This window comes from Cellulophaga sp. 20_2_10 (assembly GCF_023476645.1).
GTDB lineage: Bacteria > Bacteroidota > Bacteroidia > Flavobacteriales > Flavobacteriaceae > Cellulophaga.
Genome location: NZ_JAMCOJ010000004.1, coordinates 87618 through 112263, shown reverse-complemented (window position 1 = coordinate 112263; position 24646 = coordinate 87618). Strand labels below are relative to the sequence as shown.

The 24646-nt window shown below is 32.8% G+C and carries 19 protein-coding genes; 6 read left to right on the top strand and 13 right to left on the bottom strand.

Annotation, left to right across the window (positions count from 1 at the left end; translation table 11 throughout):
• Positions 1-83 precede the first annotated feature (83 nt).
• Positions 84-1706, bottom strand: a complete 1623-nt coding sequence (gene pyrG / locus M4I21_RS09215; RefSeq protein WP_249558832.1) for a CTP synthase — start codon at positions 1704-1706, stop codon at positions 84-86.
• A 61-nt stretch (positions 1707-1767) separates the two neighbouring features.
• Positions 1768-2001, bottom strand: coding sequence for a DUF3820 family protein (locus M4I21_RS09210; protein ID WP_072302778.1), 234 nt, complete (start codon positions 1999-2001; stop codon positions 1768-1770).
• Positions 2002-2122: 121 nt separating this feature from the next.
• Between M4I21_RS09210 and M4I21_RS09205 the strand changes: the two genes are divergently transcribed.
• Positions 2123-3223, top strand: a complete 1101-nt coding sequence (locus tag M4I21_RS09205; RefSeq protein WP_249558831.1) for a lipocalin family protein — start codon at positions 2123-2125, stop codon at positions 3221-3223.
• Between the two features lie 77 nt (positions 3224-3300).
• On the opposite strand, the gene M4I21_RS09200 is transcribed toward M4I21_RS09205, so the two are convergent.
• Genes M4I21_RS09200 through bshC form a run of 5 tightly spaced genes read right to left on the bottom strand, consistent with a single transcriptional unit; the run spans position 3301 to position 10822 of the window.
• A complete protein-coding gene (locus tag M4I21_RS09200; RefSeq protein ID WP_249558830.1) occupies positions 3301-3837 on the bottom strand; it encodes a DUF922 domain-containing protein in 537 nt (178 codons plus the stop codon).
• 6 nt (positions 3838-3843) lie between these two features.
• Positions 3844-6255 (bottom strand): PBP1 and LysM peptidoglycan-binding domain-containing protein, encoded by a 2412-nt coding sequence (locus M4I21_RS09195; RefSeq protein ID WP_249558828.1) that lies wholly within the window; start codon positions 6253-6255, stop codon positions 3844-3846.
• A gap of 2 nt (positions 6256-6257) precedes the next feature.
• Positions 6258-7793: a glutamine-hydrolyzing GMP synthase gene (gene guaA / locus M4I21_RS09190; RefSeq protein WP_249558827.1), complete on the bottom strand. Its 1536-nt coding sequence runs from the start codon at positions 7791-7793 to the stop codon at positions 6258-6260.
• A gap of 51 nt (positions 7794-7844) precedes the next feature.
• Complete coding sequence (locus M4I21_RS09185; protein ID WP_249558826.1) at positions 7845-9215, bottom strand: pyridoxal phosphate-dependent decarboxylase family protein; 1371 nt, start codon at positions 9213-9215, stop codon at positions 7845-7847.
• A 5-nt stretch (positions 9216-9220) separates the two neighbouring features.
• On the bottom strand, positions 9221-10822 hold the full coding sequence (gene bshC, locus M4I21_RS09180) for a bacillithiol biosynthesis cysteine-adding enzyme BshC (RefSeq protein ID WP_249558825.1): 1602 nt from the start codon (positions 10820-10822) through the stop codon (positions 9221-9223).
• 228 nt (positions 10823-11050) lie between these two features.
• On the opposite strand from bshC, the gene M4I21_RS09175 reads away from it, so the two are divergent.
• Positions 11051-12355, top strand: a complete 1305-nt coding sequence (locus M4I21_RS09175) for a carboxypeptidase-like regulatory domain-containing protein (RefSeq protein WP_249558824.1) — start codon at positions 11051-11053, stop codon at positions 12353-12355.
• Between the two features lie 36 nt (positions 12356-12391).
• Positions 12392-13438 carry a S66 peptidase family protein gene (locus M4I21_RS09170; RefSeq protein ID WP_249558823.1) on the top strand — a complete coding sequence of 349 codons (1047 nt, stop codon included), beginning with the start codon at positions 12392-12394 and terminating at the stop codon, positions 13436-13438.
• A 28-nt stretch (positions 13439-13466) separates the two neighbouring features.
• On the opposite strand, the gene rocD is transcribed toward M4I21_RS09170, so the two are convergent.
• Positions 13467-14747, bottom strand: coding sequence for an ornithine--oxo-acid transaminase (gene rocD / locus M4I21_RS09165; RefSeq protein WP_249558821.1), 1281 nt, complete (start codon positions 14745-14747; stop codon positions 13467-13469).
• Positions 14748-15027: 280 nt separating this feature from the next.
• Here rocD and rlmD point away from each other — a divergent pair, with 280 nt between their 5' ends.
• From rlmD to M4I21_RS09150, 3 genes are read left to right on the top strand one after another with little or no spacing between them, the layout of a single operon-like run.
• Positions 15028-16440, top strand: a complete 1413-nt coding sequence (gene rlmD, locus M4I21_RS09160; protein ID WP_249558820.1) for a 23S rRNA (uracil(1939)-C(5))-methyltransferase RlmD — start codon at positions 15028-15030, stop codon at positions 16438-16440.
• A gap of 39 nt (positions 16441-16479) precedes the next feature.
• Complete coding sequence (locus M4I21_RS09155) at positions 16480-16986, top strand: DUF6452 family protein (RefSeq protein WP_249558819.1); 507 nt, start codon at positions 16480-16482, stop codon at positions 16984-16986.
• Positions 16967-17740, top strand: a complete 774-nt coding sequence (locus tag M4I21_RS09150) for a DUF6048 family protein (protein WP_249558818.1) — start codon at positions 16967-16969, stop codon at positions 17738-17740. Before M4I21_RS09155 ends, M4I21_RS09150 begins: the two co-directional genes overlap by 20 nt.
• Before the next feature lie 77 nt (positions 17741-17817).
• On the opposite strand, the gene M4I21_RS09145 is transcribed toward M4I21_RS09150, so the two are convergent.
• The 5 genes from M4I21_RS09145 to M4I21_RS09125 all read right to left on the bottom strand — a co-directional run bounded on the left by M4I21_RS09145 (position 17818) and on the right by M4I21_RS09125 (position 24636).
• Positions 17818-18081 (bottom strand): hypothetical protein, encoded by a 264-nt coding sequence (locus M4I21_RS09145; RefSeq protein WP_249558817.1) that lies wholly within the window; start codon positions 18079-18081, stop codon positions 17818-17820.
• 111 nt (positions 18082-18192) lie between these two features.
• Complete coding sequence (locus tag M4I21_RS09140; RefSeq protein WP_249558816.1) at positions 18193-18525, bottom strand: hypothetical protein; 333 nt, start codon at positions 18523-18525, stop codon at positions 18193-18195.
• Complete coding sequence (locus M4I21_RS09135) at positions 18525-21863, bottom strand: alpha-amylase family glycosyl hydrolase (RefSeq protein ID WP_249558815.1); 3339 nt, start codon at positions 21861-21863, stop codon at positions 18525-18527. Before M4I21_RS09135 ends, M4I21_RS09140 begins: the two co-directional genes overlap by 1 nt.
• Before the next feature lie 128 nt (positions 21864-21991).
• Entirely contained in the window at positions 21992-23020 is a 1029-nt protein-coding gene (locus tag M4I21_RS09130) for a SusE domain-containing protein (RefSeq protein WP_249558814.1), read from the bottom strand.
• 14 nt (positions 23021-23034) lie between these two features.
• A complete protein-coding gene (locus M4I21_RS09125) occupies positions 23035-24636 on the bottom strand; it encodes a RagB/SusD family nutrient uptake outer membrane protein (protein ID WP_249558813.1) in 1602 nt (533 codons plus the stop codon).
• Positions 24637-24646: the final 10 nt, after the last annotated feature.

Here is a 24646-nt window from a genome sequence, read left to right as displayed (position 1 = left end):
TACAAATCTAATTTGTGTTAATAATAAATTACAGTTTGCAAATATATGCCCAAATGTACATTCTATGCCAAACTGACACTCTTTTATTGCTTTTTATGGTCTAAGGCAGCTTTAACAAAACCTACAAATAAGGGATGCGGGTTTGCTACAGTACTCTTATATTCCGGGTGATATTGCACACCTATAAACCAAGGGTGTACTTCTCTTGGCAATTCTACAATTTCTACAAGATCTGTCTCTTTGTTACTACCCGAAGCTTGTAAACCTGCTTTTGTTAATTGTTCTTTATACTTGTTATTAAACTCGTATCTATGTCTATGACGTTCAGTAATATTAGATGCACCATTGTACATTTCTTTTACTAAACTATTATCTTCTAAATGACAAGCCCAAGTACCTAAACGCATAGTACCACCTTTGTTTACCACAGTTTTTTGTTCTTCCATTAAATTTATCACTGCGTTTGGCGTATACTCATCCATTTCTTTAGAATTGGCATCTGCTAAACCTAAAACGTTTCTAGAAAATTCTATAACTGCCATCTGCATACCTAAACAAATACCTAAAAACGGAATTTTGTTTTCTCTTGCATATTTTACTGCTTCAATTTTACCTTCTATACCTCTTTCTCCAAATCCTGGAGCAACTAGTATACCATCTAAACCTTTTAATTCTACAGACATATCTTTACCTAAAATATGTTCAGAATGTATAGACTTAACTTCTACTTTTACTTCGTTTTCTGCACCTGCATGTATAAAAGCTTCTAAAATAGACTTATAAGAATCTTGTAATTCTACATATTTACCAATAAGTCCAATAGTAACATTATTCTTAGGGTTTTTGTGTCGTTTTAAGAATTGGTTCCAAGTAGTTAAATCTGGCTTTACAGTATCAGATAAAGATAAACGCTCTAAAACAACTGTATCTAAACCTTCTTCTTGCATTAATAAAGGAACATCGTAAATAGTAGAGGCATCTATACTCTGTATAACTGCTTCACGCTTAACATTACAAAACAATGCTAACTTATGCTTAATTTCGTCCGAAATTTCATGCTCTGTTCTACACACTAAAATATCAGCCTTAATACCACTCTCCATTAATGTTTTAACAGAGTGTTGCGTTGGCTTTGTTTTTAACTCGCCAGCAGCAGATAAATAAGGTACTAATGTTAAGTGAATTACAATTCCGTTATTATCTCCAAGTTCCCATAACAACTGTCTAACAGCTTCTATATAAGGTAAAGATTCAATATCACCAACAGTACCACCAATTTCAGTAATTACAATATCGTAATCGCCACTTTTACCAAGTATCTGAATACGCTCTTTAATTTCATTGGTAATGTGTGGTACAACCTGAACTGTTTTTCCTAAAAATTCTCCACGACGTTCTTTTTCTATAACGCTTTGGTAAATTCTTCCTGTAGTAACATTGTTTGCTTGCGAAGTTCTAACGTTTAAAAAACGTTCGTAATGACCAAGATCTAAATCCGTTTCTGCACCATCGTCAGTAACGTAGCATTCTCCGTGTTCGTAAGGGTTTAATGTTCCTGGATCTACGTTAATGTACGGATCCAATTTTTGAATGGTAGTTCTATATCCTCTAGCTTGTAATAATTTAGCCAAAGATGCAGCTATAATTCCTTTCCCTAGAGAAGATGTAACCCCTCCGGTTACAAAAATGTACTTAGTATTTGCCATGTAGCGTTAGGTTGTTTTCTTAACGCAAGCAAAAATAGCAAATTGCTAGAACAAAAGAGCTCTATTCTTTAGGAAAATCTTTCTGAATTTTTAGAATGATATCTTCTAATCCATTTATTTTAATTTCGAGCATAGATTTTAACAAATTACCTAGTTTACCCTCAGGAAATCCCTTTTGATTAAACCAAATTAAATACCTCTCTGGTAAGTGAACTAAGTACCAGCCTTTATATTTACCAAATGGCATTCTATAATGAGCTAATTCTATTAATTTTTTATTGTCGTTTTTTAACATAATACAAAAGTCCAAAATCGTTTTTTATTCGTAAATCATAAAGAAATCAGCAACATACACTATAAAATCAGTAAAAAAGAAGATATATTTACTGCTCAAAACACTTTTAACCAACAACACTATGAGAAAGGTAATTAGCCTATTTGTTTTTTTAGTACTATTAAGTTCTTGTAACAAAGATAGTCAAGAACTTTTTAATTTAATAGAACAAAGCGAAAATACAGATACAGATAATACAGATTTAGATACTGATAAAGATGGCATTAGTGATGATGATGAAAATAATGATGGCACAGATCCTTTAAAAGCAGATACTGATAATGATGGTGTAGATGATGGTGATGAAAAAAAAGATGGCACAAACCCTCTAAAAGCCGATACTGATGATGATACAGTTAATGATGGGACAGAAAAAAGTGACGGCACAGATCCTTTAAAAGCTGACTCGGATGAAGACAATGTTAACGATGGAGTTGAAAAAAATGATGGAACAGATCCTCTAAATGCTGATTCTGATGATGATGGTTTAAATGATGGAAAAGAAAAGACTAATGATACTGACCCGCTAGATGAAGACACTGATGGTGATGGGGTTTTAGATGGAACTGAATTAACAGACAATACGGACCCAACAGAAAATTGTTCTTTTTTATTAAGCAGTCAAACTGTAACTGCATCTAACGATTGGAATATTTTAGATTGTGATAATGATGGTGTTGATAATATAACAGAAGTAAACGCAGGCACAGATCCATTGGTTGCCGACGAAGAAGTTGTAAAATCTCCTATTCTTGGCACGTGGACATTAGTTAGCGCAACAATAGATAATGGTACAGCTAGCACGGTTGTAAATAACAAAACATATCCATTGGAATACACTGCAAGTTCTGAAAACGAAAACTCAGAAGCAACATTCACAGATAATCCTGATAAAATAGTAAGCTCTGGAGAATACAATACCGTAATACAGTTTAACTTTCTAGGAACAGATTATACCGAAACGATAACTTCTGAAAGCCCACTTTCTTCTGGTGACTGGAGTATTAATAACAACACACTACAACTTAATTCAAATGAAATTGTAGATGGAAACTACACCATAATAAGCTTAACGGAAACTAGTTTAGTACTACAAACTGAAGTAAACAGAGTAATACAAACAGGAGGTGTAGACTTAGATACTAAAGGGACTTTGGTTATTACTATGGTAAAGCAACAATAATTATTCTTTTATTTTAATAGCATAAAAAAAAGTGACATATCATTATGTCACTTTTTTTGTATTTAAATAGAATATCATTATTTTTTTTTAAGCAAATCAGCAGCCACTTTATTATTCCAATAGAACTGTTTTTCTATGTCTCGTGAGTAATTTGTTTCCTTATCGTACAAATCTTGATAAGCTTCTAAATCTTTATTTATTTTAGTATAAATATCTTTAACTTCTTTTTTTGTGTTAGAAGATGGCTTTATAGCGCTTAATTTTAGTCTCATTTTTCTAGCAAACAGTTCTGCTATATCAAAATGTAATTGCTCGTGACTTAATGTAATATCTGTACAAAGATCCTTTTTATACCAAGACTTATTTGGATAAAAAAAAGCACCAATTTCAAAAGTGAAACTGGCGCTATTATTTTTAAAACTTGTTGTGTATTTGTAATTAATACCACTAGCAGTAATTGCCGCTACTCTATTACTTACAGGTGCGTTTTCTTTAAAGTTAGACCAGGTTAATTTTACTCCTGGTTTCCATAAAATAGTTTCTTCTGTTTGCGCTTGTACATTGCTAAATAAAACCAAAACAAGTAAAAAACATATTTTCTTAAAGAAAATCATAAGACATTACTTTTTAGGTTCTGCCTTTTCTGCTTCAATAACTTTCATATCACTATACTGCATAATATACGTTGCCGTATTAACAAAGCCTGCATTTTGCTTGTTTACATAATTAAACTTATTAGCAATATATTCTGTTTCTCCTACAATTTTAGATACCTCAAACAAATCATTCTTATAAGCTAGCTTTAAAAGTAAATCGTACATAATATCATAACCTCTTGCTGCATATTTATTAGGATTAGAACCAAACTTAGCTCTGTATATACTATTAAACTCTGAATCTGTTATTTCTTTGTTTACAGCCGGATATGTAAAGTTTAAATTAGATAAAAGCATATTATCAACCTCATCTTTATCAAAAGCTTTATTAATATTTGTTGTAAACATTCTAACCGTAGTCTGCTTAGTATTTAAAGAGTTAACAACAGAAGTTGCGTGTTTAGATAATGCTAAATTACTAGTTTCTACAAAAACAAAATTTTCTGTATTACGAACTAAAAGCCATTTTAACTTATTTATATTAATAGTTAAATCTTTAATTAGAGCAACTTTCTTTGCTTTTGGAAATCTTGCTGTAATAGCATCTGATTCTATTTTATGCTTAGAATCTGCAATAATTAGTATGTTTTGATTTGTATAAATACTAGATACATAGTCTAGCATCTTTTTTCTTAAAACTTCATCTGATGGCAAAGAGTAAAAAGTATTTCCAAAACCTATTTGTTGCTCTGCTAAATTAGGAGAGATAACAGGTATCTGCAACCCTGCTGTTTTTTTAGCTACTTCCTGTATAGAGGCAGGATCCAAAGGACCAATAACAGCACTATAATCTGAAATATTTTCTTCTTCTAATACTTTTTTAACAGCATCTACACTACTTGTAGATTGCGTATCAAAAGTACTCACATCTATAGAAATTCCTTTTTGCTTTAATGATTCTAAAGCTAATTGCATTCCTGAATACAAGCTTAAACTTATATTAGTATCAGTTCTTTTCTCTATATCTTTTTTAGCTGATGATGTATTGTTTACATCTATTAAATCTAATCTAAAAGGTAATAAAACCATTACTTTAGGCTTAATAGCAACATTAATACTATCTACTAAATTAATTTTTGGCAGTATTAATGAATTTTTAATATTGAAATTATTGCTTCTAGTCTTTGGCAACTTTAATGACATACCAGCTTTAATCCCGTCTTTTAAAGCAGGATTAAAAGTAGTTAACTCGCTAAACGAAACTCCTAAGTCTCTAGTTAAAGACAGTTCTCCTTGACCTTGCTTAACAACATAAAAGATAAAATTATCAGAATTTATTGCCTGACTATCTGCAGATGATTGATCTTTTAAAGTTGGAATTTTAATTTTCATTCCCTCTTGCAATCCTTTTTCCTTTACTAAAGGATTTACTTCTTTTATCTTTTCTTCAGAAATACCATATGCTTTTTCTAACCTGTAAAAAGTCATTTTTGGAGGAACTGTATACGTAATAAAAGCAGGTACATCTGAGGTTCCTGTTTTTACTATACTATCTCTATATAAAACATTTTTTTCTGGCAATTGTAACTGCTGTCCTTCTGCTAAATAATTAGAAGACTTAGGCAATTCTGGGTTTAATAATAGTAAACTATCTACAGTAATACCAAATTTATTAGCAATACTCCAACGTGTTTCTTTTGCTTTTACAACATATGGCTTAAGTACAAAATCTTTTACTTCTACTTTTTTGTAATGCGGAACTTTTAAAGTCATTCCTTTTTTTACATCATCAGAATATAAGCTTTTATTATACTTTTTTATTTGATCTTGACTAACCTTAAATTGTTTTGCTATGCCATATAAGGTTTCTCTCTTTTTAACTTTATAATTTATAAATTTATCCGGAGTATCCTCATAAGTCAAAGTTGTACTAACAGCTGTATTATTAGTATTGGCACTATTAATCACTGTTATTGAATCTGCTACTTTTTTATAAACAGGAATTTTTAAAACAGTTCCTTTTTTTAATTGTTCTGAATACAATTGCTTATTGTAACGCTTTATATCGTCCTCTGTAACCTTATATTGTTTAGAAAGACTATATAATGTTTCGCGTTTTTTTGCTTTATGCTCAATAAAACGAATTGGCTTTTCTTGTTCTTCTGCATTTTCTTCTGATAAAGAAGCTGTTACAGCGGCCATTTTCTTATCTAATGGAACAATTAAAATAGTATTAGGAGACAACTTTTGGCCCTTTTTTATCTCTTTGTTATAAATTAAAATATCATCTATAGCAACATTATAGGTTTTAGAAATACTCTCCAGAGATTCTCCTCTTTTTACAGGGTGTGTCTTATACTTTTGAGCATAAGAACTAGCTGTAACTAGAAAGATTATTAAAAAAGAAAAAACTGTTTTAAAAAATTTACTATTCATAATTATTCCCATTCTATGGTTGCTGGTGGCTTTGAGCTAATATCGTAAACTACTCTATTTACACCTTTTACTTTATTTATTATATTATTAGATACCTTTTGTAAAAATTCATATGGTAAATTAACCCAATCAGCGGTCATACCATCTGTGCTTTCTACAGCACGTAAAGCTACACATTTTTCATAAGTACGTTCATCTCCCATTACTCCTACACTATTTACGGGTAAAAGTATAGCTCCGGCCTGCCAAACCTTATCATATAGCCCACTTTTTTTAAGTTCGCCTATAAAAACAGCATCAACCTCTTGTAAAATAGCTACTTTCTCTGGAGTAATATCTCCTAATATTCGAATTGCTAATCCTGGTCCTGGAAAAGGGTGACGTCCTAAAAGATCTTTTTCCATTCCCATAGATGCTCCTACTCGTCTTACTTCATCCTTAAATAAAGCTTTTAAAGGCTCTACTATTTTAAGTTTCATAAAATCTGGTAAGCCTCCTACATTATGGTGGCTTTTTATTGTTGCACTTGGTCCTCCTGTTGCAGATACACTTTCTATAACATCTGGATAAATTGTTCCTTGAGCCAACCAGTTTACACCTTGTATTTGGTGTGCTTCATCATCAAAAACTTCTATAAATACACGGCCAATAGCTTTACGCTTTTCTTCTGGATCACTTAACCCAGCTAAAGCATCCAAAAAGCGTGCCGAAGCATCTACACCTTTTACATTTAAGCCCATGCCTTTGTATTGTTCTAATACATCTGTAAATTCGTTTTTACGCAATAATCCGTTATTTACAAAAATACAGTATAGGTTTTCTCCTATTGCTTTATGCAACAACATTGCTGCTACAGAAGAATCTACACCACCTGATAAACCTAAAACAACCTTATCTTCTCCAATCTTTGCTTTTAAAGCATCTACCGTTTCTTCTACAAAACTATCTGGTGTCCAATCTGCATTTACATCTGCAATGTCTACTAAAAAGTTTTCTAATAATTGTTTCCCATCTGTAGAATGGTAAACTTCTGGGTGAAACTGAATAGCGTATGTTTTTTCACCTTCTATTTTATATGCTGCATTTTGCACATCATGGGTACTTGCTAGCAAGGTACCGTTTGTTGGCAATGATTTTATAGTGTCACTATGACTCATCCAAACTTGACTACCTTCTTTTATGTTTTTAAGAAAAGCTTCTCCCTCTTTTACAAAACTTAAGTTAGCTCTACCATACTCTCTTGTATTAGATGGGGCTACCTCGCCTCCAGAAAAATGTGCCAAATACTGAGCTCCGTAACACACGGCTAGCATTGGTTTTTCTCCTCTAATACCTTTAAGTTCTGGATGAAAAGCTTCATCTGAACGCACAGACATAGGGCTACCGGATAGGATAACCGCCTTGTACTCTGCTAAGTTTTTTGGAATTTTGTTGAATGGGTGAATCTCGGAATAAATGTTGAGCTCTCTAACTCTACGCGCAATAAGCTGTGTATACTGCGATCCGAAGTCTAATATTAATACCTTGTCATGTTGCATGCGCAAAAGTAATATTTAATTATAAAAAAGTTAAACGAAACTATTGAAAATTTACTCCATTGTTTGTAATATCATTTCTATGTCTTTTTCTGTTGTATCTGGATTAATAAAACAAAACCTAGAAACAGTCTCATAAGTATCACCTTGTTTCCATTTTGTAGGCGTAACTAAAGCAAATCCTTTCTTATGATTTTCATATGTCCAATGCGTATAATCTTCTGGTTTCCAACCTTTTCTTCTGTACAACACACAAGATAAACTTGGTTCTCTTACCAATTCTAAATCTGGGTGTGCTTTTATCATTTCACCTGCAATTTGTGCTAATTCTAGCCCACGCTCTACAGCTTCTTTATATCTGTCTGTACCGTGCATTGCTAAAGAAAACCACAGAGGTAATCCTCTAACTCTACGTGTTAACTGTATCTGGTAGTCCGTTGGGTTAAAACCGTGAGCACCTTCGTCTTTAAAAATATCTAAATAAGAACCTTGTTGAGAGTGAGCATTCTTTGCCAACTCCATATTCTTATAAATTACAGCACCGCAATCATACGGAGAAAACATCCACTTATGCGGATCTATTGTAATACTATCCGCTTGTTCTATACCATTAAACAAGTGTCTTACAGAATCTGCTACCAAGGCACCACCGCCATAGGCAGCATCTATGTGGTACCATAAATCTTCATTTTTACAAACTGTAGCTATACCACTTAAATCATCTATAATACCTGCATTTGTTGTACCGCCAGTAGCAACTACTGCAAAAAGTCTATTACGCTCTTCTACAGGTAAATTTGCAATTGTTTCTTCTAATTCTGATTGATGTAAACTTTCTTCTGAATCTACTAAAAGAATATCTACGTCTATAACTTTAGCCATTGCTTTTACAGACGAATGCGCACCAATTGATGCTATAATCAATCCTTTTTTCCCTCTATTTTCTTCTTTTTCTCTAAAGTGTTCCCTTGCTGTAACCAATGCAGATAAATTAGCTGCTGTACCACCACTAGTAAAAACGCCAAAAGCACCTTCTGGTAAACCTGTTAAAGAAACGATCCATTTCATAGCTTCGTTTTCACAAAAAATACCACCTGCGCCTTCCATCCAATATGCACCGTGTATACTAGATGCAGAGGTAACCAAATCGAACATAATTGCAGCTCTGGTTGGTGATGCTGGTACAAATGCTAAATGCCTTGGGTGATCTATTTGCACATTAGCATTAGCCAAATGTTTTTTCCATAAATTAAATGCATTTTCACCGCCAATACCTTTATCAGTAATAGTTTCGCCTACTAAGTTTTTTAATTCCGCAGCTTTAACAGGCTTTCCTATTTCTCTTTCGGTTGCAGAAATTCTATCAATGGCGTATTTCATTACATCCATTGTCATTTCTACTAATCCTAAATCTATTTTGTGCATTTATTTTATAATTCTAATATTAAAAAATTACCATCTAACGGCCTTAAATGTGCCATTAAAGCGGTTATTAAACTTGGTCCAAACTCTAAATAAGGCTCAGAAAAATTATGATTTCTTTCTTGTAAAGATTTATTAGGGAACAACTCGTTTTGTACATCTGTTAAACGCACTACGTGGTCTTTTAATTTTCTTTTTTGTGCTTGTAACAACCTATCTTCTAATGCTTGCAGTCCTTTTTTCTGTTTTACTTCTTGAGCTTTTACAGCGCCTAAAAAAGTGTTATCCGTTTGTTCTGCAAGCTCGTATAACTCCTTAAATTGTTCTTCTAAGTATTTTTTTTGTTTCGTAAAATCGATATCAACATTAGAAATTTCTCTAATTTTTTTATTAACGAGACTGTTTTGTTTTAAGAACAAATCTTGAATTGACACATTTAATTTATGAAGCCTTTCTCCTTGTTTTTTTGAAATTAGTAAGGCAGAATTACGTAAAAGTAACATAGGGAAAGTTACATTCTGACTCTCAAAATAAGTTTTAAGTTCTAGCCAATATGCTAATTCTCCGCCACCACCTATGTAACAAAGATTAGGTAATATAATTTCCTGAAACAATGGCCTACCTACAACATTTGGTGAAAAGCGTTCTGGAAATTCATCAAGTTCCTTTAGTATAGCTTCTTTAGTAAAAGCAGTCTTAGTATTGTTTACAAGGTATAAATTATCTTTCTCTATAATTCGCTCTCTAACACCATCAACCAAATAAAAATAATTAATTTCTCTCGGATTTACCTGTATTTTATAACTATCAGAAACAGCACTAAGCTTTGCATTTGTTTCTTCAACCTTAGAAAATCCTGTATGGTTTAATAGGTCTTCTTTAACATACGGAATTTGTAATTTCTTTAATTCCTTATCATCTCCATCTACAATAACCAAACCGTAATTCGTAAAAAGCTCATTTGCTAAAAAACGTGTTGCTGCTGTTAGGTCAGAATGATTTAAATATGCTTCGGTAAACAATGTTTTAAGTTCTTCTGCATTTTTACCGCCACCAATATCACTAGCAAAAGCTTGATATACCTGATCTAATCCTTCTGTATTTAATCTCCCTACCCCGCCAGAAGCATTTTTGTTCCATTGTAATTTTTTTCCTTTAAAATTAAAATAGTTTATCTCCTCAAAATCGTGATCTTCTGTAGCCATCCAATAGATGGGTACAAAATTTTGTTCTGGGTAAGTTCTTTTTAATTCTTCTGTTAAATTAATGGTAGATATTATCTTGTATAAAAAATAAAGAGGACCTGTAAATAAATTTAACTGATGTCCCGTTACAACAGTAAATGTATTTTGTTCTTTTAATAAAGAAATGTTTGTTTTTGTTTTTTCTGATGCTGTAATACCAGTATACTGCTTACCTAAAGCTTCAGCTAGTATAGCCCTATTCTCTTTAGGGAAGTTTTTACTTTTTTCAGCTATCTGATCTTTAAAGTTTTCTAGCTTAGGAAACCTGTTATAAAAAGGATCTAATTCTTTTTTCTCTTCTAAATAATCGCACATTAAACTAGAGAAATAACCTGTTTTCTGATACGGAATATTGTTGACTTTCATAAATACGACTATATATGTGCAAAGATAAAAATACTTTGCCTATCTAATTCTAAAAAAATGTTGTGTTTAAAAAAACGATAAAACTAAGCATTCATTTGTAAGCAATCTGTACTTTTTAGACTTAGATTAGTATAAATCCTTGCTAACAAAAACTTAAAAAGTGTTAAAAAAAACGTATCTTTAAGAAACTTGGATTACTGCTTACATCTAATTACTAAACCTTCTACTATGACACTCTCACAAACAAAACCAATAAAATTGTCGGTATTTTATGTGTTTCTTATCAGCTGTGCTCTATTTTTTTTAGGCCAACAAAATGTAAACGCACAAGATTACAATCAATTTAAAGGAGAAATAATAGACAGTGATTCTAAAAAGCCTCTTGTTTTTGCCACATTAACACTGGCAAACTCCAATATAAGCACTATTAGTAATGCAGAAGGTAAATTCTCTTTAAAAATACCAAAAGAAACTAACAATGGTCAATTAATAGTATCTTTTTTAGGCTATAAAACAAAAACCGTTGCCTTAGAAGATTTAAAATCTGGCAACAATAAAATTTACCTAAATATAACTATTACAGAGCTTAGCGAAATAAATATATCTATACCAAAAGACCCAAGAGCATTGGTATTAGAAACATTGAAAAAAAGAGGTGAAAATTATTTTAATGATCCAACTCTAATGACTGCTTTTTACAGAGAAAGCATAAAGAAAAGAAGAAAAAACATTTCTTTATCAGAGGCTGTTGTAAACATATATAAAGCTCCATATTCTAACACTCGTAATGATGTGGTGGAGCTATATAAAACCAGAAAGAGTACCAATTACTCTAAAATGGACACACTTGCCTTAAAACTACAAGGAGGACCTTTTAATGCCTTGTACGTAGATATAATGAAATACCCACAGTACATTTTTGGATTAGATGTATTAAAATATTACGAGTTTACTTTTGACCATTCTACAAGAATAAACAATAAACTAATTTATGTCATTAGTTTTAAACAAAACGAAACTACCAATGATCCTTTATACAAAGGCAAATTATATATAGATGCAGACAAAAAAATACTTACTAGCGCTATTTATTCTTTAAATATTACCGACAAACAAAAAGCTGCTAAGCTGTTTGTTCGTAAAAAGCCAAACAGAGCCAAAGTATGGCCTACAGATGTTGCGTATAGAGTAGATTACAGAGAAAAAAACAACAAATGGTATTATGGCTATAGCAGTGCTATTTTAGAGTTTAAAATTGATTGGGATGACAAACTGTTTAATTCTGTTTATAGTATGAGTTGTGAAATGGCCGTTACAGACTGGGAGAAAAACACAACCAAAGAGACCCCTAAAGGAAAAAACAAAATAAGAACTTCAATTATTTTAGGTGATGAAGCTTTTGGTTTCTCTGATCCCGATTTTTGGGGAGAATACAACATTATAGAGCCTGAAAAATCTATAGAATCTGCTATTAAAAAAATTAACCGCCAATTAAAAAGAACCAAAGGAAATGGTTCTTCTGTAAAACCATAAAAGTGTATATTAGTAGTAGAAATACAATTTACTACAATGCTTAAACGACGAAAATTTATTGCATCTGCCATAGGAACTGTTGCTGCTGGTATGTTACCTGTAAGTGTACATACTAGTTTTACCAATGAAACTAGTACACTACTAAAAGGCAAAAGATTAAAAAGAGGAGACACTATTGGCTTGGTTGCTCCTGGTTACGCTGTATCTTCAGATGGTTTAGAACACGCAAAAGAAACCCTTCGTAAAATGGGATTTATTCCGTACCATACAGATCGTGTTATTGGTAACTATGGGTATTTTAGTAATACTGATGAAGAAAGAGCTAAAGACCTTAATGAAATGTTTGCTAATGAGAATGTAGACGGTATTCTATGTGCTCGTGGAGGCTACGGTTGTACTCGTATAATGCAAATGATAGACTATGCCATAATTAAAAACAATCCAAAAGTTTTTATTGGTTTTAGTGATATAACAACGCTATTAAATGGTTTTTACAAGGAAACTGGCTTGGTTGGTTTTCACGGACCTGTAGGCACAACGCTAGATAACGAATACGGAATTACACAATTAGAGCAACTAGTCGTAAATCCACAAAAAAATACTGTTATTCATAATTCCGACTTAACGGAAGAACAAAAAGAAGATGTAGAATACCAACGGTATATTATTACTTCAGGTACCGCAAACGGAGTTTTAGTAGGTGGTAGCTTAACTCTTATAAATGCTCTAATTGGCACACCACATGAAATAGATTTTACAGATAAAATTGTTTGTATAGAAGATGTAGAAGAATCTCCTTACCGTATAGATCGTATGTTAACACAACTTATAGAGGGTAAAACTTTTAAAAATGCCGCTGGCTTAGCTCTGGGTGTTTTTGCAGGCTGTGAAACATCAAAAAAAACAAAAACTTTTACCTTAAAAGAAGTACTTACAAACAGGTTGCAGCCTTTAAATATACCTACAGTATACGGAATGTCTTTTGGACATATACCTGCCAATTTTACATTTCCTATTGGAGTTAAGGCAAAATTAAGCACGACCTCTATGACAGTAACAGTCCTAGAAAAAGCCGTGCTTTAATTGTATTTATAAAGTAGTATGGTAACTATTACTTTTTAAACTCGTTTAACGTTTTTGTAATAATAGAAACACAATCTAATAATTGTTCTTTAGTCATTACCAATGGTGGTGCAAATCTAATAATGTTACCGTGTGTTGGCTTAGCTAATAAACCATTCTCTTTTAATGCCATACAAATATCCCAAGCAGTAGAACTGTCTTCTGTATCGTTAATTATAATAGCATTTAATAAACCTTTACCTCTAACTGTAGTAACTAAATCACTAGTAGCAATAAACTTAGTAAGCTCTGCTCTAAAAAGCTCACCTAAAACCTGAGCATTTTCTGCTAGTTTTTCATCTCTAACAACCTCTAATGCAGCAATACCAATTGCAGCAGCAACAGGGTTACCACCAAATGTACTACCGTGGTTACCAGGAGTAATAACATCCATTATATCATTATTAGCCAAAACACCAGATACTGGGTAAGAACCACCAGATAATGCTTTACCTAAAATTAAGATATCTGCTTTTACTTCTGGAGTACCAGAACAGTTTTTATCTTCACAAGTACAATTACCACAAGTAGCTAACAAACGACCTGTACGTGCAATTCCTGTTTGCACTTCATCTGCAATAAACAATACATTGTGTTTTTTACATAATTCTTTAGCTGCAGCTAAATACCCTTCGCTAGGCACATAAACTCCGGCCTCACCTTGTATTGGCTCTACTAAAAATCCTGCAATATTTTTGTTACCTTCTAATGCTGTTTGTAAAGCCGCTAAATTATCGTACTCAATTTTTATAAACCCATCTGTATAAGGTCCAAAGTTTTTACGAGCAACAGGATCATTAGAAAATGAAATAATGGTAGTTGTACGTCCGTGAAAATTATTCTCACAAACAATAATTTGTGCTTCATTCTCTGAAATACCTTTAACTTCGTAAGCCCATTTTCTACAGATTTTAAGCGCAGTCTCTACAGCTTCTGCACCCGTGTTCATTGGTAATAACTTATCGTAGTTAAATGTCTCTGTTGCAAATTTCTCAAACTTACCTAAGATATCATTATAAAATGCTCTAGATGTAAGTGTTAACGTTTGTGCTTGGTTTACCATTGCACCCACTATTTTTGGGTGACAATGCCCTTGATTTACTGCAGAATAAGCAGATAAAAAATCATAATACTTTTTACCTTCTACATCCCATACAAAAACACCTTCACCTTTGTTTAAAACAACTGGTAATGGATGGTAATTGTGTGCTCCGTGCTTTTCTTCTAATGCAATTGCATCTGCAGATGCCGATCCTTTAATAATTGACATAATCTTCTTCTTTTAAATATAAAACTTAAACAATTCCTGCTTAAAGGAGAGAAATCAACCTTATTTTTTAATGTGCTGCAAATTACAAATTGCTAAGCGAGCATAAAAAAATTAAGACATTAATAATTTAATAGTCATTAATTTATAATTCATCAAAATAATAATAAAAATAGCTAAAACTCAATATTAAAAAATAGTAATCCGTATGTAGCTGCAATTTTATTAGTAATTAATAATAGTCAAGCATTTAGATAACAAATAATTCTACTATTTTTGCGCTATGCGAAGAAAAACAAAAAGAGTAGTTTTTGAAAATGTAGAAGTAGTAGATGCTGGTGCAAAAGGAAAAACTATAGGAAAGGCTCCTGACGGACGTGTAATTTTTTTAAACAACGCCGTACCTGGCGATGTTGTAGATGTACAAACTACAAAGAAGAGAAAAGCCTATTTTGAAGGTACTGCTATTAATTACCATACGTTATCTGATAAAAGAACAGAACCACAGTGCGAACATTTTGGCGTTTGTGGTGGTTGTAAATGGCAACACATGGGCTACAACCACCAATTGTTTTACAAACAAAAAGAGGTTGAGAATAATTTAACAAGAATTGGACACCTAGAATTACCCACAATTACTCCTATCTTAGGATCTGAAAAACAATATTTTTATCGCAATAAAATGGAGTTTTCTTTTTCTGATAGTAGATGGTTAACTTTAGACGAGGTAAAATCTGATAAAGAAATTGAAGACCGTAATGCTTTAGGTTTTCATATTCCTGGAATGTGGGACAAAATTCTAGATATAAAAAAATGTCATTTACAAGCAGATCCTTCTAATGCAATTAGGTTAGAAACTAAAGAGTTTGCTACAAAAAATAATATGACGTTTTTTAACCCAAGACACCACACAGGCGAGTTACGTTCTTTAATGTTACGTACTACTTCTACTGGTGAAATTATGGTTTTAATTCAGTTTTTTGATGACAACAAAGACAATAGAGAATTGCTATTAAACCACTTGGCTACTACATTCCCAGAAATTACGGCTTTATTATACGTTATAAACCAAAAGCATAACGATACTATTTACGATCAAGATATTGTTTGTTTTGCTGGTAGAGATCACATATTTGAAGAAATGGAAGGTCTTCAGTTTAAAATTAATCCAAAATCTTTTTATCAAACGAACTCAGATCAAGCATACGAGTTATATAAAATAACTAGAGACTTTGCAGAACTTAGTGGTGATGAACTAGTATACGATTTATATACAGGTACTGGTACTATTGCACAGTTTGTTGCTAAAAAAGCAAAAAAAGTGGTTGGTATAGAAGCCGTTCCAGAAGCTATTGAAGATGCCAAAGCCAATGCTGAGCATAACAAAATAGACAATACTGTTTTTTATGCTGGTGATATGAAAAAGATTTTTAATCCTGAGTTTATTGCTCAAAATGGTACACCAGACGTAATTATTACAGATCCACCAAGAGAGGGTATGCATAAAGATGTTGTAGAACAAATTTTAGCTATTGCTCCCAACAAAGTGGTTTATGTAAGTTGTAACAGTGCTACACAAGCAAGAGATTTAGAGTTAATGAAAGATATGTACGAGATTACAAGACTACAAGCTGTAGACATGTTTCCGCAAACACATCATGTAGAAAATGTTGTACTTTTGAAAAAGAGGGCATAATAATTGTTCCAAATTAAAAATATCAAAATACTATAGTTGATGAAGAAAGTAGGACTATTATGTTTAATTCTAATGACGACTTGTTTTTCATCTTGTGAAAAAGATGACATCTGTGTAGATGGTGAAACTCCTCTATTGGTGATCAATTTTTACGCTTTTGATGCTGAAGAAGAAACTGAAAAAGCAGTTACCAAACTTAGAGTTGTTGGCGACGGTAAAGACACTACTGTAGATACCGTTATAGATAGAACAGATTTAAAAACTATTAGTATTCCTTTACAAACAGATACTACGTCTACAACGTATAATTTAATATCTAACTCAGCTACGAATGATGCCGATGAAGAAACAGGCAACGCAGACACTATTACCTTTAATTATACAACAGACGAAATTTATATTTCTAGAGCGTGCGGATTTGTTATTCATTTTGATGAATTAACGGCCACTCTTGCTGTTGATACTGATAATTGGATTAAAAACGTAGAAGTAGTAGAAACCTTAGTAGAAAACCAAGCCGTAACGCATGTTAAAATATATCACTAGTATTTGCCTTTTTGGTATTGTTTTTAGCGGCTTAGCGCAAAGCAAGACCATAGATTTAAACAAGAAAGACTCTCTTGTTTACGAACAACCGTATGGTATACGTTTGGGTGTTGACTTAAATAGACTTGCCCAAAATTTTTACAAAGAAGATTACAAGGGTTTAGAAATTACAGGAGATTATAGACTGTCTCAAAACTTATACGTTGCTGCAGAACTTGGTAACGAAGAAAATACCAGAGAGGAAGATACCTTTAATTTTACTACTACAGGAAGCTACGTAAAATTAGGAGTAGATTTAAATGTATATGATAATTGGTATGGTATGAACAACTCTATATACATTGGTGGTAGATACGCTTATAGTACATTTAAACATAAAATAAACAGTTACCAAATTTACGATAGCAATAGATACTGGAATGAAGACCTTGTAACAGGAACAAAAAATTTATCGGAGTTTGACGGTTTAAACGCATCTTGGTTCGAGTTTGTTTTAGGAACTAAAGTAGAGTTATTTAAGAATTTATATTTAGGTGCAAGTGTACGTCTAGGCTACCTACTAAGCAACAAAGCTGCAGATGGTTTTGCTAATATTTGGATTCCTGGTTTTAATAAAACCACAGAAGATAGTAATTTTGGTACGGGATACAATTACAGTATTAGCTATTTAATACCATTATACAAAAAGGCTAAAAAGAAGAAAAAGGTGGTTCCTAATACAGATAATGAACCTAGTCCAAAGCTGAGAAAATAAGTGAAATTATTTGCTTTCAAAAAAAAGCCAGAAACACTCCTGTTTCTGGCTAACTACAATTATAACTAACAACTAGGTTAATTCACTTTAAACTCAAATATCTCTGATATAGAACTATTTGTTTCTTCATCTGTTGTTTTTACACGCCAATAATATATTGTATTTGCCGTAACATCTACCTCTAAAAAAGTATCTGCAGTCACGTTTAAACTAGTAGTTGGCGGTGTTACGGTACCAAAAAACACTTCATAATCCCTAATATCATTATCTACGTCTGCACCTTGCCAACTTAAAGTTACTTTATTGCTTGCTGCTACTACCGTTGCACCTACTGCTGGCACTAAAGCTTCTGCCGTAAAAGGCGCATAATTAACAACTCCGTCTCCCGCTAAATAAAATTTCCAAATAGCACTTTCTGCTGTTTCTGTTGTACTAGAAGAAGTAGAAATTACTTACCAAGAATAAGGCGCACCTTTACTTAATGTAATATTAGTAGTCTCCGTAGCACTTGCTAATGTGTTTACTTCACCGCTAGTTAAATTTTTAACCTCTACATTGTAACTATCCACATTTGATGCTGCTTGCCAACTAAAAGTCACTGTAGCCTGACTATCATTCACAGATACACCTGTTAAACAAACCTCATCATTAGCTGGCAAGCTTAATTCTGATGCTGTTGGAATAAAAACTTCTGGTTCAGACGGACTATCATCCCCTCCTCCACCGCAACTAGATAAAATTACTGCTGCTATAAATCCGTATATTTTTAAATACTTTGTATGCATTACTTAATAATTTTAAATGTTTTGTTTATTGTTTTTCCTTTTACCACAACCACATATTTTCCTGTTTTTAGAGAAGCTGTTGCTATCTTAATTTCTCTGTTTGCTGCTATTTTTTTAGTATCAATAAATAATTGTCTTCCCGTAAAGTCGTAAACAACAACGTTTACACTAACATCTTTACCTGCGCAATAAACACTTAGTTCTGTCTCTACTGGATTGGGATAAAAACGTACTTCTTCAGATACAAAAACCTCTTCTGTAAACTTGCCTTGACAATCTATTCCTGTTGCAGCGCTAATCCTATTCATTCCTGGTTGCAACTGTAAATCAATATTTTTATCACTAGTTTCATATGTAATACCATTTAAGGTTACAAAGTACACTTTAGCTCCTCTTAAAGATAAACTCACGCTTTTTGAAGAAGTATCTATTTTTGATGAAACCGATAAATCTTCAGGCTCTGTAATAACAACATTAAAACATTGCTCATAGTCTGTTTCGCTATCAATAGTAAAACAAACAGCATAAGAGCCTGCATTTAAATTTTTCAACTCCAATACTGTTTCAAAATTTTCAGATGCAGTAAAACCATTAGGACCACTTACCGTTGCTGTGTAACTTAAACTCTCTACTGCTGTAATTTTAATTTCCCCGTTATTAGAAACAGAACACGTTTCGCTAACTGTAGCAATTTGGTAATTCGTAACTGGTAGTGTAAACAAAGTACAACCAGTAACATCTACAGTTGCTCCTAAAGGTGTGTTAGGGCAAGTATCATCAATATTTTCAACACCATCACTATCTAAATCATTAGGATCTACAAACGGCTTATCTCCGTAAACAATAAATTCTCCTGCAGCTAAACTTATACTAGACGTTGTATTAGCAACCTCTAATGGCGTATTTTTATTTAATACGTTATACCACGTACCAGTCTCTTGAAAATCTGGAGTTATACTTTGGGTTGACATGCCAAAATTACCCAAAACAACGATGTGTTTTATTTGGTCTGATGTTGCACCATCTAACGTTAAATGTATTTTCTTTAACCCGTTTGCGTTTGATGCATCTATAGTAAAATTTGTAGTAGTAAAAACTGAAGCATTTTTCTTTAGATTGATAAGTTTGCTCCACGTATTGTAAACAGCTTTGCGGTTAGGGTTATTCTCATACTCCCATAAAATTGGCTTATTGCCAACGCGTCCATTTTCTTCAATAGAAATATCATACCCCAATTCTCCAAATTGCCATATCATTTTTGGTCCTGGAACTGTAAAGAAAAAAGCTCCAGCCATTTGTAAACGCACTAAAGATGTATTTAAATTTTTAGTAGAATAGTCGTTTTCTTCGTTTCCAAAATTTAAACTTTTATATAATAATCTCTCCTCGTCATGGCTTTCCATAAAAGATACCGCAGATGGTTGTTTAAATCCTTTTTGGGTATAAGAAACTCCAGAAAAATTAGATTTCCCTGCCGTATTGTACCCCATTAAAGCCTCGTTATAAGATTCAGTTTGCTTGTTCCAAAGTAAAATACCTTTGTCTTCTGCTACTCTATAATCTGCCCATTGTTCCTCTTCTGTTATACCTCCTAGATGTTCAAAAATGATATAAAAATCATCATTAACACTCCACTGGTCATCTGCATATTGCTTTAAGACATCTACCCTATCTTGTTGGTAAGCATTGGTACAACTATCATCACTTTCTGCACAATTTTGAGTAAAGCCTTTTGTTAAATCCCATCTAAATCCGTCTAAATTATATTCATTAATCCAATACTGAGCAGTACGTTTAACATACTCTTGTGTAGCTATAGATTGGTGATTATAGTCGTTAAAAACACTATAAGAATGCTTTGCTTCCTGATTAAAAAACGGATTATCAGCTGTAGCTTTTCCTCCTAAACCACCATTACTATCGTTCCATAATCTAAAATAAGGGTTTTGTCCACTTGCGTGATTGTATACAACATCTAAAATTACTGCTATGCCTCTACTATGGCATTCATCAACCAAATCTTTAAAAGCCTCTTTTGTTCCATAATATTTATCTAATGCCATATGAAAAGACGGATTGTATCCCCAACTCTCATTACCATCAAACTCATTAATTGGCATAAGCTCTATTGCATTTATACCTAAATCTTGTATGTAGTCTAGTCTATTTTTTAAGGCTAAGAAACTATGTAAAGCATCAAAATCTCTAAGTAAAACTTCGTAAACAACTAAATCTGATTTTGCTGGTGCTACAAAGTTTGTTGTTTTCCAAGTATACGCTGCATCACCTGTACGTAAAACAGTTACAGCTTCCGTAGTTAAATTGGTTGGATATTTTGGTAGATTAGGATAAGTAACCTCATCTATATATTGATCTGAATATGGATCTAAAACTAATGTAGAATATGGGTCTGCAACGTTAATTTCAAAATTAACCAAGTATTGGTACATATGACTGGTTTGCGGAGTTAAACCAGTTAACTCTATCCAAAACCTATCTGATGCACTATCTTTTTTCATTAGATAGTTATTGTCTATTTGCCAGTTATTAAAGTCGCCAATAATATGTACAAAATCTTTTAAAGGTGCATAAAAAACCAATGTTGATTTAGTTGCATCTAACGGATCTAAATTAATACCATCTAACATACCTGTTGGTACTGACTCCTCTTGCACTGCAGGAGATACAACAGCGCTAAATGTAGCTGTTTTGGTTTCTGACCCACTAGTTATTTCTAGTGTAAAATTTGTGTTTTCAGTTACCAAGTAATTGTAACTGTAATCTGTAATTGCTGTTTGTGTATCTACTATAACAGCATTTGCTTTAAGTACAAAAGTTGCGCTTAAAGAAGATGTAGCTGCAACTAATAAATTATCTCCAGAATTTACTACGGATGTAGTTTCTGTTGGCGAAGAAAGGTTAAATTGAAACGTACCAACATTAAAAATATAATCTTGTGTTTTTTTGTCTCCATCACCATTTTTAGCTTTAATTAGAAGTCCTATTTTACCAATATTTGTTCTATTAAAAAAACTAGAAGGAGTTAAAGAAAAGCTATAAGTACCATCACCATTAGCTGTAAGTTTTTGATCTTCACTAGAGTTTGTCCAACTTCCGTTGGTAGGTGAATCTTGTGTATTTTCACCCGCTGCATCTAAAGACCAAGCCCATATGTATGCATCAGAAACACCCCAAGTAGAAAGGTTTAAATTAGAAACAGTTATGGTAATTTCTTCATTTTCTCCAAAAGCTTCTGGAGAAACCGAATAGGTTACGTTTTGCTGCTGTGCAAAACAATAACCACTTATTAAAATTATAAATATTAAACACTTTTTCATAAGGTTCAAATTATGTGGTTGGTTTTATTTTTAGGTTGATTATTACTACTTTTCTATAAAAAAAATAAGGCTGATTACAAATTGTAATCAGCCTTAAAAACTAAAACTTAACTACTTACTTAATAACTTTATTTTATGCTATATTCTAAAGTTACTGGGTTAAAAGTTATACTATAATCTCCTGCAGTTACTGCAATATTATTATCAGATTCTGTATCCAAAATTCCGTCTAACTCTACATCTCCAAAGTTTACTGTCCAATCGTTATTTTTCCTTATTTTTATTTCACCATCTACTAAGGTAACCTCAGCTACCCAGTTATCAAATAAAGGATTATAAGTAAAAGGCATATCTGGACCATTCCATCCATTTGTTGTTGCACTACCTACAACTCCCCAAGAATAATTTTCTATTGAGTAGGTTAAATCATTTTCATTAAAAACAATTTTATAGGTACCAGCTGTAACAGCTATGTTTGATCCTCCAGCCTCTAAAACACCATCAGATCCACCGTAGTTTGTATCCCAAGAATTGTCTGCTCTAATCTTTATTTCTCCATCTGCTAAAGTTACATAAGCAACAAACGTACCTGCGTCCAAAGACTTATCTGTTGTTTGATAAAAAGGCATATCTGGGCCATCCCATGCATTTACTGTTGCGTCACCAGCTAATCCCCATTTAGAGCTTAAATCTAACTCTGCTGCATATGGTGTAATACTTAACGTACTAACCTCAGAAAACAGACTCGTATCAGAAGATAAAATAGTTTCTATTTTAACTTGAATTTCTGCAGCTACATCTGGCTCTGCGCCTAAGTTTATTAAAATCTGATTTACTTCTTCAGTCTTAAAAGTAACAGTTGTATTTTCTTCAATACTTTTAATTTCTGCTCCACTAAAATCACCTCCTACCAAATCAAATAAAAGTTGGTAACTTTTTCCTGAGGCGACTCCTAATTCTGGTTCATTAAAATTAATCGTTAAAGCATCACCTTCTTTATCATCAGTATCTAATACCAATGTAGTCGCAGAAAAATTTGCAACTCCCGTAGATGCCGTTGATGATATTTGAGCCAAGTCTGAATCGTCATCACAAGATGTAAACAGTGCAAGACTCAAACAAAGAATCCATATATTTTTTAATATTATTTTCATCATTTTAAGTTTTTAGGTTAGTATCCAGGTGTTGGAACAAGGTTTGGATTTGCATTTAACTCTGCACTTGGCATTGGATACAAATCTCTAAAACTTTCTGAGGTTCTACCGGCAGGGATTCCTCCTTTAAACGGCCAAACACCTACATCTGAAAATTGTCCAAAACGAATTAAATCTGTTCTTCTGTGGTTTTCCCAATACAACTCTCTTGACCTTTCATTTAAAATAAAATCTAATGTTAAATCACTCTGAGATATATTACCGCTAGCATCACCATAAGATCTCTCTCTTAACAAATTAACGTAGTTAACAGCATTTGTAGCATCACCACCTGCTCCTCTTATGTAAAGTTCTGCATACATTAAGTAAGCATCTGCTAAACGAAATACAGGAAAGTTAACATCTACATTATTTCCAGAAGCATCTGAGCCTTGTACTCCATTTATATCTACGTTACGGTATTTTGTAACAGCATATCCTTCTGTAAAATCAAACGGGTTTGTAATCTCTAAAGACTGCCCATCTGTATAAAACATTGCTCTAGAATCTGTATCACCAGAAATATCGTCAAACTTTTCTACAAGACCTTTTGTACTACGAAGACCTCCCCAGCCACCATTAACTCCAAACTCTGCAGGATCCATAGTACCACCAATTGCTGCATGAACTAGGTAAGTTGTACCACCTGCAGTAGCGTTTGTAATACCATCAAATAAAATCGGATAAATTATTTCATTCTCTGCTCCGTTTCTATCATTATCCGCTAAAAACAAATAATTGTAATTAGGAACTAATGAATAAGCATTGCTGTTTATAATTTTGCTTGTAAAACTTAAAGCTTCTACATCCATTGCTGTACCGGTATACACTTCTGCATTTTGGTATAGTTTTGCCAATAACATCCAAGCAAAAGCTTTATCTGCTCTACCATATTCATTTTGGCGAGGTTCTGGCAATCTAGTTTCAATATCCAACAACTCAGCCTCAACAAATTCAAATACCTCTTTACGAGAAACTTGTGTAGGTAAAAAAGCTCCAACAGGATCGTTCTCGTCTACTAATGGAATATTACCGTACATATCTATACCGTGCCAATAACTAAAAGCTCTTAGAAAACGAACTTCATCTCTATATCCACTTATTTCACTTTTTAAAGAAGCATCAACATTACCACGCCCGTCTAAAACGCTTTCTTCTGTTTCTCTTAAAAACTGATTCGCTAATCCTATCTGAAAATAAATTCTTGCATACATTGCTGTTACAAAAATATCTGAAGAAGTCCATACGTGATTATTTATATTATGTATAGTCTGATCATTCCAAGCAATAATTGCCTCTTCTGTAGACAATTCCTGAATGGTAAATAACATTCTTAAGTAATTAGAAAAGTTACCATCTATACCAGAAATATCATCAAAATCACCACTAGTATCTTGTCCTCTTAAAGAAAAACCTCCATATATTTTAGCCATAAACTGCTTGTATGCAGCTGTATCACTAAATGTATTACTAGATGTTTGCGATGTAAGAGGCTCTAAATCTAATTCGCTTTCACACGAAGAAAAAATAAAAGCAAAAACAATGGCAAGCGCTCCTAATTTTAATTTTATATTTTTCATACTGTTCTTT